Source organism: Lysinibacillus sp. FJAT-14745 (assembly GCF_001275675.1).
Classification (GTDB): domain Bacteria; phylum Bacillota; class Bacilli; order Bacillales_A; family Planococcaceae; genus Lysinibacillus.
Genome location: NZ_LITM01000015.1, coordinates 237,010 through 253,990, shown reverse-complemented (window position 1 = coordinate 253,990; position 16,981 = coordinate 237,010). Strand labels below are relative to the sequence as shown.

General features: G+C 35.0%; 16 protein-coding genes and 1 riboswitch. Of the genes, 13 read left to right on the top strand and 3 right to left on the bottom strand.

The genetic code is table 11. The annotated features are described in order from the left end of the window. The first annotated feature begins 2 nt into the window (after positions 1 to 2). From AMS59_RS21080 to queC, 5 genes are all read left to right on the top strand, one after another. Positions 3 to 1,478 carry an aminotransferase class I/II-fold pyridoxal phosphate-dependent enzyme gene (locus AMS59_RS21080; protein ID WP_234007871.1) on the top strand — a complete coding sequence of 492 codons (1,476 nt, stop codon included), beginning with the start codon at positions 3 to 5 and terminating at the stop codon, positions 1,476 to 1,478. Continuing rightward, positions 1,475 to 1,909, top strand: a complete 435-nt coding sequence (gene speD, locus AMS59_RS21075) for an adenosylmethionine decarboxylase (protein ID WP_082337620.1) — start codon at positions 1,475 to 1,477, stop codon at positions 1,907 to 1,909. Before AMS59_RS21080 ends, speD begins: the two co-directional genes overlap by 4 nt. Further along, positions 1,909 to 2,763 (top strand): polyamine aminopropyltransferase, encoded by an 855-nt coding sequence (gene speE, locus AMS59_RS21070; RefSeq protein ID WP_053485678.1) that lies wholly within the window; start codon positions 1,909 to 1,911, stop codon positions 2,761 to 2,763. Before speD ends, speE begins: the two co-directional genes overlap by 1 nt. Before the next feature lie 297 nt (positions 2,764 to 3,060). After that, entirely contained in the window at positions 3,061 to 4,935 is a 1,875-nt protein-coding gene (locus AMS59_RS21065; protein WP_053485677.1) for a leucine-rich repeat domain-containing protein, read from the top strand. A 194-nt stretch (positions 4,936 to 5,129) separates the two neighbouring features. Next, positions 5,130 to 5,176, top strand: a riboswitch (PreQ1 riboswitch). A 267-nt stretch (positions 5,177 to 5,443) separates the two neighbouring features. Further along, complete coding sequence (gene queC / locus AMS59_RS21060; RefSeq protein WP_053485676.1) at positions 5,444 to 6,097, top strand: 7-cyano-7-deazaguanine synthase QueC; 654 nt, start codon at positions 5,444 to 5,446, stop codon at positions 6,095 to 6,097. A gap of 114 nt (positions 6,098 to 6,211) precedes the next feature. Here the strand turns inward: queC and AMS59_RS21055 are convergent, their stop codons facing one another. From AMS59_RS21055 to AMS59_RS21045, 3 genes are all read right to left on the bottom strand, one after another. After that, positions 6,212 to 7,066: a transglutaminase family protein gene (locus AMS59_RS21055; RefSeq protein ID WP_053485675.1), complete on the bottom strand. Its 855-nt coding sequence runs from the start codon at positions 7,064 to 7,066 to the stop codon at positions 6,212 to 6,214. 61 nt (positions 7,067 to 7,127) lie between these two features. After that, entirely contained in the window at positions 7,128 to 8,093 is a 966-nt protein-coding gene (locus AMS59_RS21050) for an alpha-E domain-containing protein (RefSeq protein WP_082337637.1), read from the bottom strand. After that, entirely contained in the window at positions 8,047 to 9,537 is a 1,491-nt protein-coding gene (locus tag AMS59_RS21045) for a circularly permuted type 2 ATP-grasp protein (RefSeq protein ID WP_053485673.1), read from the bottom strand. Before AMS59_RS21045 ends, AMS59_RS21050 begins: the two co-directional genes overlap by 47 nt. Before the next feature lie 78 nt (positions 9,538 to 9,615). Here AMS59_RS21045 and AMS59_RS21040 point away from each other — a divergent pair, with 78 nt between their 5' ends. The 8 genes from AMS59_RS21040 (at position 9,616) to AMS59_RS21005 (ending at position 16,857) form a co-directional block, all read left to right on the top strand. Then, a complete protein-coding gene (locus AMS59_RS21040; RefSeq protein ID WP_053485672.1) occupies positions 9,616 to 10,029 on the top strand; it encodes a hypothetical protein in 414 nt (137 codons plus the stop codon). A 362-nt stretch (positions 10,030 to 10,391) separates the two neighbouring features. Next, positions 10,392 to 11,354, top strand: coding sequence for a tyrosine recombinase XerC (locus AMS59_RS21035; protein ID WP_053485671.1), 963 nt, complete (start codon positions 10,392 to 10,394; stop codon positions 11,352 to 11,354). A 103-nt stretch (positions 11,355 to 11,457) separates the two neighbouring features. Beyond that, on the top strand, positions 11,458 to 11,958 hold the full coding sequence (locus AMS59_RS21030) for a DinB family protein (RefSeq protein ID WP_053485670.1): 501 nt from the start codon (positions 11,458 to 11,460) through the stop codon (positions 11,956 to 11,958). A gap of 53 nt (positions 11,959 to 12,011) precedes the next feature. Next, complete coding sequence (locus AMS59_RS21025) at positions 12,012 to 12,605, top strand: histidine phosphatase family protein (RefSeq protein ID WP_369814344.1); 594 nt, start codon at positions 12,012 to 12,014, stop codon at positions 12,603 to 12,605. A 36-nt stretch (positions 12,606 to 12,641) separates the two neighbouring features. Next, a complete protein-coding gene (locus AMS59_RS21020) occupies positions 12,642 to 13,046 on the top strand; it encodes an NUDIX hydrolase (RefSeq protein WP_053485669.1) in 405 nt (134 codons plus the stop codon). A 636-nt stretch (positions 13,047 to 13,682) separates the two neighbouring features. Then, positions 13,683 to 14,507, top strand: coding sequence for a DUF4037 domain-containing protein (locus AMS59_RS21015; RefSeq protein ID WP_053485668.1), 825 nt, complete (start codon positions 13,683 to 13,685; stop codon positions 14,505 to 14,507). 402 nt (positions 14,508 to 14,909) lie between these two features. Continuing rightward, positions 14,910 to 15,467 (top strand): RNA polymerase sigma factor, encoded by a 558-nt coding sequence (locus tag AMS59_RS21010; protein ID WP_053485667.1) that lies wholly within the window; start codon positions 14,910 to 14,912, stop codon positions 15,465 to 15,467. Next, positions 15,433 to 16,857: an anti-sigma factor gene (locus tag AMS59_RS21005; protein ID WP_053485666.1), complete on the top strand. Its 1,425-nt coding sequence runs from the start codon at positions 15,433 to 15,435 to the stop codon at positions 16,855 to 16,857. Before AMS59_RS21010 ends, AMS59_RS21005 begins: the two co-directional genes overlap by 35 nt. Positions 16,858 to 16,981 lie beyond the last annotated feature (124 nt).

The following is a 16,981-nucleotide window of genomic DNA, read 5'->3' as shown; positions in this document are numbered from 1 at the left end:
GAGTGACTACAGAGAATTTTTTAGTCACTCAAGACCGCATGCCATTATTTGAAGCTTTAGTCAATTATGCAAAACAAGAAGTTACGCCGTTTGATGTACCCGGACATAAAATGGGGCTACAAGAAAACCCATTAAAATGGGCGCTTGGAGAAATGACATTAAGAATGGACGTAAACTCGATGAAGGAACTTGATTTATTAAGTCATCCGGAATCGGTTATTAAAGAAGCTCAGCAATTAGCTGCACAAGCATTTAATGTAGACTACGCTTACTTTTTAGTAAATGGCACTACTGTAGGTATTCTGGCGATGATTTTAGCGACATGTAAACAGGGAGATACATTGATTGTACCTCGTAATTGCCATAAATCAGTTATGAACGGCATTATATTAAGCGGAGCAAAACCAGTATTTATTCAACCTGAAGTTGATCAACATTTTGGTATTGCACACGGAATTTCAGTTGAACATGTAAAATCGGCGCTTGCAGAAAATCCACAAGCGAAAGTTTTACTTGTGACGTATCCAACATATTTTGGTTCGATGAATAAACTGCAAGAAATTTGTCAACTCGCACATGAACAAAATGTAACAGTTATAGTTGATAGTGCACACGGAGCACATTTAACATTTTTACCTGATGCACACGATGCGATTAGTGCAGGTGCAGATGCAGTAACGATGAGTATGCATAAAACTGGGGGTTCATTAACGCAAAGTTCGCTTCTTTTACTACAAGAAAAACGAATCGATTCGAAGCATTTGCAAAAAGTATTAAATATGCTTCAAACGACGAGTGCAAATTATTTATTAATGAGTTCTTTAGATGTAGCAAGAAGGGATTTAGCGCTGTTTGGACAGCAACGTTATAGCAATTTAAAGTCAATTGTTAATGCGGCAATTGAAGAAATTGAACATAATTCACGCTATGAAGTACTACAAGCTGAATACGTACAACAAAATTTCAATCAATCCTATGATTGGACAAAACTTGTTATTCGTGTGAACGATATCGGTTTAACTGGTTTCGAAGTTTACACAATATTGAAACAACAGTATGGAATTCAATTAGAACTTGCTGAAGGATATGTCATAATGGCAGTCATTAGCCATGTTGATACGAATGAAACAATCGGTAAATTAGTACATGCGTTAAAAGATATAGAACTTAATCACGCTAAAAAAGATGCGATTCAGTCAGCTTATGTGACAGCGAATCAAATAAATAGATTAGCAATGACACCGCAACAGGCGTGTCATGCAGAAACAGAAACAATTTTAATTTATGATGCAGTAGGTCGAATTAGTGCAGATTCATTAATGATTTATCCACCGGGAATACCACTAGTGATCCCCGGAGAAGTTATTTCAGAGGAAGTAGTAGAATTATATAACTTCTATTTTCTTAATTTTGGAAATGTTCTGTTCGAAACGAAAGAAGAAAATTATATAACAGTCGTAAGGGAGATAGATAAATGAGCATTGAATTATCAACATTAGGTAGACACGTATTAATCGAATTTTATGGTTGCCCAAGTGAAATTATTGAGCAAAATGCTTTAATCGAGCAGTTTATGAATGAGGCGGCAGACTATTCTGGGGCAACAATTGTAGAATCTTGCTTCCATCATTTCAACCCATATGGTGTTTCAGGTGCAGTAATTATAGCTGAATCACATTTAACGATTCATACTTGGCCAGAATATGGCTTTGCTTCTGTAGATGTTTACACTTGTGGCGACTCAGTAAGTCCTTGGAAAGCAGCTGAATATTTAGAACAAAAACTGCAAGCGAAAAAGACAGAATCATTTGAAGTACCTCGTGGAATGGCAGATAAAATTCGCCAATTTGCAGAACAAGAAATTGATACAATTCTAGTGAAACCAGAAGTATTAGAGGACGTGATTTAATGAAATGGTATACAGAACAATGGAGCGATCACTGTAAATTTTCAATCGGATACAACGAAAAAATTCATAGTGAACAATCGCCGTTCCAAAAAATTGATTTTTATCAAGGTGATGAGTTTGGTACTTTCTTCACTTTAGACGAATTAATGATGGTCAATGAAAAAGATGAGTTCGTTTATCACGATATGATTACGCACCCAGCATTCGCTACCAACCCAGATATAAAAAAAGTATTAATTATCGGTGGTGGTGATGGTGGTACTGCTCGTGAAGTACTACGTTACGAATCAGTAGAAAAAGTAGTAATGGTTGAAATCGATGAGTTAGTATTCCGTTTATGCCAAAAATACCTTCCAATTACAGCTGCTGGTGTCGAAGAAGATCCACGCATGGAAATGATTTTCGATGATGGCTTAGCTTACGTTCAAAACGCAGCTGATCAATCATTCGATTTAATATTAGTAGATTCTACTGATCCAATTTCAGTCGGTGAAGGTTTATTTACAACAGCTTTCTATAAAGAATGTTACCGTATATTAAATGAAAAAGGAATTCTAATTAACCAACACGAATCACCATACTTCGCGGAGTATGCAGAAAACATGCGTAAAGCACATAAAAAAATTAAAGGTATTTTCCCAATCGCAAGCGTCTATCAATTCCATATGCCAACATATCCATCGGGACACTGGCTATTCGGATTTGCTTCAAAAGCATTACATCCAATTAAAGATATTCAAGTAGATGCTTGGGACAAATTTGGTCTAAAAACGAAATATTACAATACAGACTTACACGTTGGTGCATTCGCACTTCCTACATTTGTGAAAGAGGCACTTGATCGTGATGAATAACCAATAAACGTTAGCACTTTTATTGGTTGTGAAAGTGACTTATTCGGATTCCTTTCGACGGAACAACTAGTTTTCGTCCAGGAACTCGCTTTGCAATGCAAGTAGTTCGTCAGAATCGTAAACAGAAGTTTAAACTTATTGTCTAAAAAAGTGAATAAACACAAAAAAGTCGCCTCTTGGGCGACTTTTTTTGTTGTAGGTCTAAAGGTGGAAGATAATTAGTATTTAATAGAAATATTGACATTTATTTTTCTGACAACTAAGCTTAATTGAAAAGAGCTGGGGAGGGGATTGCCAGTGGAATTCATGACATTAAATTGTCCGAATTGTAATGGGAAAATTGAATATAAAGAAGAACAATCATTCAAATGTCCTTTTTGTGAAACTGAAATAATGTTGAAAGAGAATAAAGTTTATTATGTTGATCAGACGATTAATAATTATTACGGTACAACTTCTGCTAATAAAGCTACACGTCCAAAAACGAATTTAAAAGCGCTTTTCATGCTACCGATTGTCATCCTTTGTGTATTCCTTGGCTATTTTCTTTTGAGCGGCAATCAAACAGAATATGGTAACCATGAGGACCTACCTGTTCGGAAAATGCCTGAAAGCGAAGTTCTTTTATTCTTTTTAAAAGATATTTTTGATAAAGGTGAAGCAATGCCAACTAAAGAAGAAATCGCAAGTATCCGCTATTTAAAGGCATACTATTCTGAAGATCAATGGCATTTTGATTACAGTCTTGACGATCCGTTTACAAATAAGCAAGCCAAAATTTCTAACTATATTATGATGGATAAGTTATTAAATACACAAAAAATCGAACAAAAAGATTTTGAAGCCTTTTCTGGTCTGACGGTATTGAATTTGATGGGTGATTATGAAATATCACAAAGTGAAAAAGTAAGCTTCCGACATCTGAAAGGTTTAAAAAGCTATACAGGTAGCTTTAATGAATCATTTAGTAAAATTGCTGACTATTTTAGCGATAAGTCTAATGTTGTAGAGCTCTCTATCCAAATTCGAAGTAATGATGAACTTGCTTTATTATTAGAGTTTCCTAATCTTCAATCACTTGAAATTTCGTATCACACCGAGACGGTTACAGATTTCCCTCTTCTGAATAAACTGCCATTAAAATCATTGTCTTTAAGATCTGCCAATGATTTGAAGTGGTTATCTTCATTAACTAATTTAGAGTCTTTAACAATAGATTTGAGTGAAGCGACAGATTTTAGCTCGTTCTATTCACTGAATCAATTACAAGAATTGAAGCTTACAGCGGTAAAAAATTTAAAAACGCTTGATTTTATTCAAAACATGCCCAACCTGCAATCACTTGATCTTGAAAATATGGATATTACGAATCTAGAGCGCCTTAGAAATAAGTCTTCATTGACAAAGCTGCGTTTAGCTTCTCTTTATAAATTAGAATTGCTTGATATTGTGACCAGCCTGACTTCACTGACCGATTTATCGATAAATGGTTATAGTGGAAAAGTATCATCGATTGTAGCACCCCATTTAAAAAAAGCGGAATTAGAAAGTACTTTCCTACCCAAGTTAGAGGCACCTGCTTTAAAAGAGTTAACTGTTGATATAAGTAGGGGGCAGTCGTATTTGAATGGAGCACAATTACTGAAATACCCACAGCTAGAACTACTTACAGCAGTGGAGTCTGGCGATTTTATAGGCATCCGTTCTTTAAATCGTCTGCCAAATCTGCAAACAATAAATTTAAATGAAACAACTTTTTATGAAGAGACGAGTGAATTATTCAATTTACAGCATGTAAAAACGTTAAATTGTAATGAGTGTAAGTTTCAAATTAATAGTCAAAATTCATTTAACAACAACATACTGGAAAATTTAACTTTGAATAATGTATCCCTCAGAATAGGTAATGGTGACTGGGTGCATGAAGTTGATAAGGTTATGCCTTACTTTGCTGGCTTTTCAGCTCTGCGTTCATTCACTATACAAAATAGTTCATTACAATCGTTAAATTTTATGGAAAATTGGCAACAAATCGAGGTGCTTCATTTGGAAAATAACGCTATTTCGAATGTAGAGCCTTTGGTGAATTTGCCCAATTTGAAAAAGCTATATATTTTAGGAAATCAGGTGCAAAATAAATCAGTTCTAGACAATGGAATAGTGATTTATTGAGGTAATGTGACTATATATATCCTCAAAATATTAATGAATCTAATCTCAGCAAAATGTTTAGTATGCTAAAATATAGGGCAATATAACAATCATTTTTTCCAGAGAAGCATTCATGGGAAGATTTTATAAAAAATCAATTTGACGTTTTATACTATTTTATGTATTATATTGATGAAAAGAATGCCCGGACTAGAACGGGAGAGGTTCATAGCAAATACCCTCTATAAAAAACTATGGAAACATGACAATATGCCATGTCCATATCGGACGTGGCTTTTTTTTATGTTTTTACTTATGTTTTAATAGAATGATTGGTAATGCCTCTCTTGAAAAGTGTTGGGAAACATTTGGCAAGGAGGTTTTTTTATGTTTGGCCAAAGCCGTGAAGAAGGTTGAAGGATTTAATATTATTGGGTAACCAAGGTACACAATATTCGTTTAAAAACTAAGAAAAAAATAGCGCTTTTTCTTAGAGTGCTGTTTTTTCGATATAAGGGAGTTTTTATAGATGAAGCAGGAAAAAGCAATTGTTGTATTTAGTGGAGGTCAGGACAGTACAACCTGTTTGTTCTGGGCAAAAGAACGTTTTGAAGAGGTTGAGGCAGTAACTTTTGATTATGGTCAAAGGCATCGTCTTGAAATTGAATGTGCGAAGGAGATAGCAGTTGAGCTCGGTGTTAAGCATCACATTCTTGATATGTCACTCCTGAATCAGCTTGCTCCGAATGCGTTGACACGACAAGACATAAAGGTAGAAGACGGAGATAATGGTGAGCTTCCATCGACTTTTGTACCTGGCCGAAATCTTCTCTTTCTTTCATTTGCGGGCGTTTTAGCGAGCCAAGTAGGAGCTAAGCATATTGTAACTGGCGTTTGTGAAACGGATTTTAGCGGATATCCAGATTGCCGAGATGTTTTTATTAAATCCTTGAATGTAACGTTAAATTTATCGATGGATGATTCCTTTGTGATTGATACACCATTGATGTGGTTAAATAAGGCACAGACATGGGAGCTTGCTGATCAATTTAGGGCACTTGAATTTGTTCGGGAAAGAACGTTGACTTGCTATAACGGTATAATAGCTGATGGCTGTGGGGAATGCCCAGCATGTAAACTGCGAAAAAAAGGGCTTGATGAGTATTTGAGTTACAAGAATTAGAATTCTTTTGGTAAATTCGTTAAGATCCGAAAACAATAGATCTTAATAAAACCCCTGATTCTTCTGCTTAGCGTAGAAAAATCAGGGGTTATATTTAAAACATTGCAAGCTTTATTACAAATGACTTAATGCTTTGACACTCACTTTGACTTTTAAATCATGCTTTCCACCGGAATAAACACCTTCAACAGGGCTTATATCGGAATAATCACGGCCAATGCATAAAATAATGTGATTTTCTAATACTTCTACATTATTAGTTGGATCAAGACCAATCCAGCCGATTCCTGGTATCATGACTTCTACCCAAGCGTGGGTTGCAATATCACCGACCAAGGCAGAGTTTTCGTCGACATATAAATAACCGCTAACATAACGCGCTGGAATTCCTTTAGCTCTTAGCACCGCAAGCATGGCATGTGTGAAATCCTGACAAACACCTCGCTTTTGGGCGAATGCTTCACTTGCCGTTGTCGTAACATTGGTTGCACCAGGAACATATTCAAAAGTCGAGTATAAATATTGCATTAAATTTAATGAAAATAGTACAGGATTTTCAGCATGACCAATTGCATGATAAACTTCCTCTAACTGATTTTCTGTCATATACGTAAAGTGTGTAGACTTTAAATAGGGCAAATAATGCTCATAAAACAGTTGCGAGTGAAAAATTGTCTGCATCTCTGGTGAATATTGAATGCGATGAATAAATGGTGCACGTTGAATGCTGACAATTGAGGTCGTTTCAATTTCTAGCTCTTGGTGCTGCTCAGGTATATAAAAAGTGCCAACCGTATTGCCCCAAATATCTGTATGCTCACGCGTTAAAGACGACGGAGTAATGGCAATTTGATAGGATAATAAGCGCTGACGCTCATCGCCCCTTGGCTTTAAGCGGATTGTATTTAAGCTTTGATCGACTTCAGACTCATATTGAAAAATATTAGTATGTTGAATTTCAAATTTCATTGTGTCCGCTTCCTTTGGATTACTGACTTGCTTGTTGAAAGGGAGCTGTAGTTGATTCCTTTCAAGGTTGTACGCTGGGTTCATATAAATGATAAATTGTAGCAAATGTATGGCCAAAATCAATACATTGACACAATCTTTCCTCCATTAACAGAATAGTTTCCTCTAAGGTAATATTCCATAAGTCTACATTCATCATGGCAAATAATAAACTCTTTAATGGGGTATGAAGCTCTAAAAATCTTGCTGAAAGAGGATCGTTTTCTAAACAACTAAATGCTTCTTCTAATTTTTGTAAGCAAAACATCACCGAACGAGGGAAATGCTTATCATGTAATAAATATTGAATAGCGCAAAGTAAATTGGTTTGGCGATGCTTTTGCAAATAAGACTCCGTTGCCCCTGATAAATCGAGTAAAAATGATCCGTCCGCTTCTATTAAGGAGATGGCTATTTCCTTATGTTGCTCCAGTATAATTAAAGTCATACGAATTGTCTTTTCTGCACGTTCTAACCATTTTCCAACTTGTATGAAATAAAAGGGTAAATCTCGATCCATCGAGCCTTCGATAAGCCCTGTAACCGTCAAAGAAGTCTGTCGAATATTTTGCAAAAAAGAGTTAAGTACGATTAGTGGAATTGGTCTTTCACGTCCCAAAATTTCTTGCTGTAAGGATAAATAAAAGGCATTTTGCAATTCCCAAAGCTCAATCGGGATGCTATCTCGAGTTACACGAGCGTTTTCTCGAACCGCACGTAAAGTAGCATGAAGAGCGTTACTATTATTATTAGAAAAGAGTAGATATTCGATAAGTGGATTGACACGAATCGACTCATAAAAGATCAAGTACTCTTCCTTCGAGGCACAAATATCCAACACCGCTTCCCAATGATCAATGTATTCATTTTCTTTCCCAGATTGCTCCAACATATTCAACAGCTGTACTTGTAATATATGTGCATTCGTTTGTGATCGTTCACTATATCGTGCCATCCAGTATAGTGCATCGGCTACTCGACTTAGCATACTGCAATTCCTCCTTTAATATCCACGTATCTTTTGCTCCTCCACCCTGAGAAGAATTCACGACTAAAGATCCTTCTTTTAATGCTACACGTGATAAACCTCCTGGAAGCACATAAATATCCTCGCCCTTCATCACATAAACACGTAAATCGACATGACAAGGATAGAATCTCCCATCCTGGAAAGCTGGTGCTCTAGACAGACTAATCGTTGGTTGTGCAATGTATTGAGACGAGTTTTCCGTAATTTTTTCTTTGAAAATAGCTATTTCTTCATCACTCGCATGCGGACCAATTAACATATCATAGCCACCAGAGGCACTAACGTTTTTTATGACAAGTTCTCTCATATGCTCAAGAACCCAAGCTCGCTGTCTATCATCAGCTAGATGATAAGTCTCCACATTACGTAAAATAGGTTCTTCTTTCAAATAGTAGCGAATCATATCCGGTACATAGGCATACATCGCTTTATCATCAGCAACACCGTTACCAACAGCATTTAAAATAGCGATATTTCCAGCCTTATAAGCATCTATAATATGCGGAACTCCAAGTAAAGAATCCTCACGAAACACAACAGGATCTAAGAAATCATCATCAATTCTACGATAAATAATATCAATTTGCTCTAGACCGTAGATTGTCTTCTTGTACACCTTATTGTCTCGGACAACTAAATCACGCCCTTCGACAAGCTGAATATTGAGCTGCTGTGCTAAGAAAACATGATCGTAATATGCCGAATTATACATACCTGCTGTTAAGAGGACAGCTTTAGGCTCTATGTCTGGCTTCATACAAGGTGGCCGGTGAGCAAGGAGTGCTTTCTTCATAAAGGCCATTTGTTTATCAAGAGATTGGATCGTATGTTTAGAGAAAAATTCAGGATACACTTCCTTCATAGCAGATCGATTTTGAAATACATAAGAAATACCTGAAGGATTGCGTAAATTGTCTTCTAACACGTAGTAAACGCCATTTTCGTCACGAATCAAATCGATACCCGCTAAAAAAATATGATTATCGATAGGTACTTTTACACCAAGCATTTCTTTATAATAATACGGATTGTTGAAAATGAGCTGTTTTGGAATAAGCCCATCCTTAACAATAGATTGTTCATGGTAGACATCTTGTAAAAAGCAATTTAAGGCTTTCACACGCTGCTTCATACCAGCTTCAATTACTTCCCACTGTTCATGTGGAATAATAATAGGTATAAAATCAAAGGGCATTGTCCGTTCTGTTCCACCTTGTGCGCCATATACGGTAAATGTAATGCCTTGTTTAAGGAATCTTGCGTGTGCTTGCTGATATTTTTCTTCTAATTGCTCCTTTGTGAAAGCATTGAGCTTATGGTGGAAAGACCGATAATGAGGCTTCGGTTGATTGCCATCGAACATTTCATCAAAAAACAAACCAGATTCATAGAACTTCATCATATGGATCGCCCTTTCGAATTTAAGTAGTAGAGAAAACGTGTTACACTTAAAATGAATACATAAAAGGAGCTAGAAAAAATGACAATCATTAATTTAATGCAAGCATATGAGCTAGACAAGCTTTCAAAATTAGATTTTACGGATGAGGAGATTGTACACACATTGCAAACAGGGGATCTATCCGTTTGGCAGGAAAAAGTACCAAACTATGAATTTTCCGAAACAATGGCACTTTATCAAGAAGGGGAACAATTTTTCTTAGACGCTCTGCATGGTAACTACCGCATCAAATATGTAACTTTGCCAGGTATTCAACGTTTACTATATATTCGTTTCCAATTAGAAGAAGGTAAAGATTATCAATTATTAGAAACAGGAATCCAGCATCTAACTTGTAATGACGAAACGATCGAGAAGCTTCAACTTATGCTATCAACGAACTGGTCTCTAGCAAAACAAGTAGATGGGACGTATAGTATTTTTGTAAAGTAAGCGAATCTCACCTTGGCATATTTACACCGGAATCGACAAAAACCAAATAATCCCATGCGCGTTGTGAGAAGAATCGACACGTATAGTTACCCAGTTATTCTTTTTTCAAATCGTCTCACAGCATTTAGTGCACTAGAGTTAAATATTCATTTTTTTTGCTTTTTATGCCTAAAAAATGAAACTTTCATAAAAACTTTTAAAAAAGGTGATTTTCTTTCTAAAAGAGAATCATCTTTTTTATCGCTCGCAAAAGAACATATGTTCTAATCTATAAAAAAGGGGATTTTTTTCACAATAAAGTTCCCAAATTTATATTTGGGAACGTTTTTTCGTGGTAAAATAGTGAAAATAGAGGTGATTTTATGGAAAAGACGAAGCTTCCTAAAATAATGAGAGATTTCCTTGTTTATTTAACGACGATTAAAGGGAAGTCTCATCGCACAAGAAAAGAATATGAATATGATTTGACATTATTCTTCCGATTCTACATAGCAGTGCAGAATGATCATGATAGTTCAAATTTAACGAAAATAGATATTTCTACTATTACAATAGAAGACATCCGAGAGATGACACTGGAGGATCTTTATTTATTTATGGAATATTGCGAGGTGCAGCGAGGAAATTCTGCATCTGCGAGAGCACGTAAGGTGGCAACGTTAAAATCATTTTTTAAATACCTTCGAGGGAAACGCCGACTTCTTGAGGAAAATCCCGCAGATGAATTAGAAACCCCTAAGATTGGACGAAAAAAACCTATCTATATGAATCTTGAAGAAGCCACGCAATTTATCGATGGCATCCAGCCAAATCGTGCTTCACCAAGGAATTATTGTATGATGATGTTTTTCTTAAATTTAGGGATACGTGTTACAGAGCTTTGTCAGCTAAATAAGTCATCTATACAAGGACGCTACTTAACGGTTGTTGGTAAAGGGAATAAGGAACGGACAGTTTATTTAAATGATAGCTGCATCCAGGCACTGGCAGACTATGAAAATAGCAGAAAGACAGCATACAAGGGTGAAGGAGAGGAGCCTCTTTTCATCTCACAAAAGGGAACACGCTTTACCCGTCAAACCGTCGCGAAAATCGTCAAACAAATTAATCAGCAATCAGGACTTCAAAAAGAACGACTGACGCCACATAAATTACGTCATACATCCGCAACAATGATGTATAAATCAGGCGCAGATATTCGAAGTCTTCAGCATATCCTTGGTCATTCAAGTGTAGCAACGACGCAAATCTATACACATATTGAAGATGAAGAGCTGCAACATGTACTCGAAAAAAATCCATTCAATATTGTTCGAGCAAGATAATTTCCAAAATATTAAAGGAAAACCACTTCATCTAAAGAATACTTTACATTATGGAACATATACAGAATAGGAATCAAAAATCGTTTGGTAAGGGGAGTAGCTTATGAATCAAATAATTAACGACCATCTATGTGAAACAAGAAATAACTTAGTAGAGGAGATCAAATTATTAAGTGATAGTCAATTCAACGCTAAGCCTGATGCTAACAGTTGGAGTATAGCCCAGGTTTGCCATCACTTAATTTTAACCGATGTGTCTTTTGTAAAACTGATTGCGTGGGCATTAAAAAAAGAAGATAGTAAGCAAGCGGAACGTAAAAATATTCATCTTATCGCAGATAGAACAAAGAAAGTCCCAGCACCAGAATTTGTTGTTCCAGCTGAAGACTTTTTTACAGTTCAGCAAATTATTGAGTTGCTTGACGATTCGAGAGGTAAATTTACAGCTTTCCTTGATACAATTGAAGATCCATCCATATTAGCAGAAAAATCCTTTAAACATCCTTTTCTTGGCGATTTACCCCTCGATCAATGGGTAGAACTAGTTTCTATTCATGAACAACGACATATTGAACAAATCAAAGAAATCAAAGCATTGATGTAGTTTGTAAAATCGATTTGACATTTTAAAATAAAGTTGAATATCAAATAATAATAATGAAAATTGGTGATTTAGTGGAATTAATATTTATTCGTCACGGTCAAGGAGAACACACAATGGATTTACCAAGTAGTTTACAAGTAAAAGACCCTTCCTTAACAGCTAAAGGGGTTAAGCAAGTAAAACTATTAAGAAATGAATTTCCTTTGACTAACAATGATGTTATATTTATTAGCCCTACCAGAAGAACGCTGCAAACAGCATTCATTTTAAGTGAAAATATTGATTGCCTTAAAATTGTAAGTCCATTCGTTTCGCCAAGAGTGTTTCCTATTTTTTTAAATAAAAAAACATTGCCTTGCGATGAAATAATGGATTTCGAAAGAATTAAAAGAGAGTACCCGGCCTTCGAGGTCGATTTAAATGTACCAAATGAATTATGGAATTCTGGCATAAATATTATACCAGAAAATAATTTTATAAAACTTGCTGAAGAGTTTATTGCAAACTGCAAGTTGTTACAAAAAGAAAAGATTTTTATAGTTTCCCACGATGGCACCATTACTTCTTATCGTCAATGGCTTTCTGGTCAAACTTTATCCAGAAAAGACTTTCCGTATGAAACAGGATGGTTTCGAGTTAGTTGTTGAGAATCTACTATAAGAAATAGTATAAGGTGTGGTTATATGAGTAAATTTACCATTACATCGGGAGCTGTCGTACTAAATAAACATAAGAAGATTTTGTTAAAGTTGGATCCAAATCGAGGATGGGAACTGCCAGGCGGAATTGTAGAAGAAAATGAATCTGTTCAAAATGCTGTAATTAGAGAGGTCAAAGAAGAAACTGGAATAGACATTGACATTATTGGTTTTTGCGGCGTTTCGCAGGAAATAAGTAATAATATATGTAACATGTGGTGGTGGGGAACGCCTGTCACCGAAAAACTACAAACCAGTATAGAAAGTTTGGAAGTCGGATTTTTTAATATTGAAGAGGCATTAAAAATGATAAATAATAAAAATTATCAAGAGGAACTTTTAATATGTTTAGATAAAGAAAAGCATCCATTTTTTATTACGTTTAATTAAGGGATGTTTTGTTGAAACATAAATCTGTTGAGAAGAATCCATTTTAATCAATCTTTATTCCTACAATTAAGCAAAGATAAGAACTAATGAACTTCCTGGAGACACAGTACAAAGAATGAAAAAAAGAAAAGCGCGACATTATATTAAAGAAATTATTAGAGACATTAACAATTCAATTGCATCAGAAATAATCTGGAACATTTTTATATTTATCCCTAGAATGATAATACGATTATTGAAAAATATATGGTGAAAGGTCTAATTTCTCGATATTAATATTGAGAAATTGGGCTTTTTAAACTTTTTTCAGCGGATGTCCAAACACCCGTCGAAATAGAGGTACTCAGTCTAAGAACGCCACGTCCTGTGGCATGACCGAAATGACCGACATCGTGATGGCCCTCGTGTTGTTGTTGCTGTTGTTGCTGCCGCTTTCGCACAATAAACAATTGCAGGCATAAGCATCAAGCCGATTCTGGACACAATTATGCCGAGGCATAATTGATAGTATTTTTCTTGAAGTTGTTGTTCAGGTAAATAAAGAAAGAACATTAAGTTATTTAGGGAACAAGTACTTTAGTTTTATATGATTAATGCTTGATGAATTAGTTTTTACAATTATATAGGAGGATGCAAATGTTCTTATTACAGAAATCAAAAGATATGGCAGAGGTTTATATGCAAAACCCGAAAATCGAAGCTATAATACTGGCAGGATCGGTATCAAGAAACTTACAGGATGAAAATTCAGACATTGAATTGCACATTTTGTGGTCAACACCGCCAGAAGAGGAAGATCGAAAGTTCCCTATTAAAAAAATTGACGGAACCATTTTGGCGTATCATCCTTATGAGGAGGAAGCGTGGTCTGAATCCTATCTAATGAAAGAAGGAATTAAATTAGAAATAAGCAATTTTTTATCCTCAACAGTTGAACGTTTTATCTCAAATGTGGTGGAGAAGTACGAAACTGACTATGACAAACAATGTATTGTAGCTTCAATTTATGATGGAGTGAGTTTATATGGAAATGAAAAAATTAGAGAGTTGAAAAATAGAGTTGTAGAATATCCTTTAGAGCTTTCTAAACATATGATTTCCGAAAATCTTTGGTTAGGAAATCGATGGAATAACCGAAAAGCCCTATTAAAACGAAAAGATTGGCTTATGCTTTATGATGTAATTTGTGAAGTACAAAAGAAGTTACTTGGTGTTTTGTTCGGTATGAATAAAATGTATGTGCATCATCCTGCATTTAAGTGGATGCAATATAGTATTGAACAAATGAGAATCAAACCTAAAAATCTCTATGATCGAATGACCAATATTTTGTTAAGAAACCCAGAACAAGGTCTGTATGAATTGGAAGTATTAATTGAAGAAGTACTAATACTGGCTGAAAATTACTTCCCAGAATTGAATATAAGTGAACAAATGAAGCAAATAGGATTTGTGAAGTAATGGATTATAAAATTAATGAGTAAAGAGCACCATCAACAAATACAAAATCTGTAGAAGGTGTTTTAAAAAGTAACGAAAGTTTTGAAAAGGTATTTAAAAGATTTCCCAAAGGAGCTTCTTTGTAGAAGAGGAAGAGCCTCCGGTAGACATAAAACTAAAGGTAGCGTTACTTCCCGAAAGACTTTAATATTCTATAATGACCAGAGCCATTGTTTTGATCAATCTTTTTTCAAAACAATGGCTTTTGTTGTGTCGTAAAATTAAGACTTAACTAAAAACAGTGTCATTTTGCAAATAAATTTCATCATCTACTGGGCTTTTGACGATTGGTTTTCTAATAGTTGGGAAAAGTGTCACAAAGTTTAGCGCCTATTCGTTATATAGAGTGAGAGGAGGAATTACATGAAAGTTACAAACAAGGATTATGAAAAGATGGAAGAACTATACGAGTTGTATGAACAAAAAGTTTATTATATGGCCTATTCTATTTTACATAATATTCAACAGGCTGAAGATATAGTTCAAGAGACATTTATTACTCTCTACCGTAATCTGGAAAAGATCTGCAGTTTGAACACTCAAGAGCTTAAACGCTACATATTGAGAATTGCGAAAAACAAAACGATTGATAGTTATCGAAAAAATAAACGACATAAATTATTTTTGGAAGAATATCAAAGAGAGTCACCGGAAGTAGTAGATGAAAATATTGAAGAGTGGGAACAACGTTTAATGTCTGAGCTTCAAATTGATACATTGCTAACAGAGTTAAATGACTCTTACAGACAGGTTTTTAAGTACAAAGTTTTCTATAACTTATCTTATCAGGAAATTTCAGAGGTAATGGGCATCACTGAAGTCAATGTCCGTAAGCAATTTGAACGTGCTCGAAAACGAGTACAGAAAATTATAGGAGGTATAGAAAATGACGAATTCAAAGAACTCCAAAAATATGTATGACCTTGCTGAAAAAATCGCTTTAGATGATTTTGATAAACTAGATGAACAACACAAATTTTCAGATACCTACACGCACAAAAAGAAATTGTTTATGGAGGAAATTAAGATGAAAAGTAAACAGCCACAGCAGAAACGTAAAAAGAATCGCATTTTAATCGCCGCTGCATGCTTAATGATTGGCATACCAACAACAGCTTTTGGCGCAGTGAAGGTCTATGATATGATTGTCCAAAAACAAAATTATGAAGTAAATGTCTCAGTGTCAAATAATGCCTCAAAAAAGAATAACAATTGGTATAAATTAAAAGTAAATTATTTACCAGAAAATATGGTAGAAATCGAAAACGCTCCTATGGAATATTCATTTAAAGATAACTACGGAAAGGGTGGGTTTTCATTCTATCTTTGGAGAGTAGGCAAAGATTCCAATTTTCAAACTCTGTACTCAAAAAGCTATGAAGAAAAAGAGATAAATGGTAAGAAAGCAGTGATTGTTAATAAAGACACTGGAAACAAAAGTTTAGCGTTTGACAGACAAGTCTATCTTTTATTTGAAGAAGAGGGAATTATGGTGGAAGGTACTATTGGAATCGATGTAAGTGAAGAACTGATGATGAAGGTCATGGAGAACATTTCGCTTGAGCCCACATCAAAAGAGATGGCATCATTTATAGCAGATGATTCTCTCTATAGTGAAGAGACTGAACCAACAGAATTTAGCGTTATTCCTTTGAAAAAAGACAGCAAACAACTATTTAGTATAGGTGAAAAGGTTCCAGTAACCATAGATCAAATAAGCAGATTAGACAACCTTGAATTTGTTATAGAAAAAGTTGAAGTCTTTGATTCAATCAAAGATTTTAAACAAGATAACTTTAATGAATTTGGCCTAGGAAGCTTAAGCAAGTATAAGGCTTTAGATCAGAAAAAGAAATTGATGCCATATAGACGAGATGTATATAAAGTTGGAAACGGTAGTGATTCAGTTTACGAACTAGTAGAGTCACAATTAGTTAATCCTAAATTTGTCTACCTGACAACAACAGTTAAAAATATTGGTAAACAGTCAATAGAAGAAATCTGTATGAATCCAACCATACAAGTGCTTAAATTTAAAAATAATGGATGGAACTATGCTAGAGAAAATGGGATTGACGAAAAAAGTCTTATGACGGGTGAGGTTGATTATCTAGCACCTCATGGAAAGGGAAAAGCTTTTTACTATATTGACAATATCCTACCCGGACAAACGATGAAAATTAACTTAGGTTATTTTGTAGACGAGGATAAACTGGATTCAATCTTCCTAGATGCTTTCCGTTACGGTGGATCTGGTACTACTGACGACATGAATGCGAAGGATCGTTTGTGGATTGATATTCGTGGATAGAAAAGAAGATAGGGACATAGATAAAAAAGTTGCTTATATCTAGCAGCTTTTTCTGTGAAAATAATTAATCCCTTGACCTTAGAATATTTTTAAAAATAAATGGTGATTCTGTATGTAGTTTAAA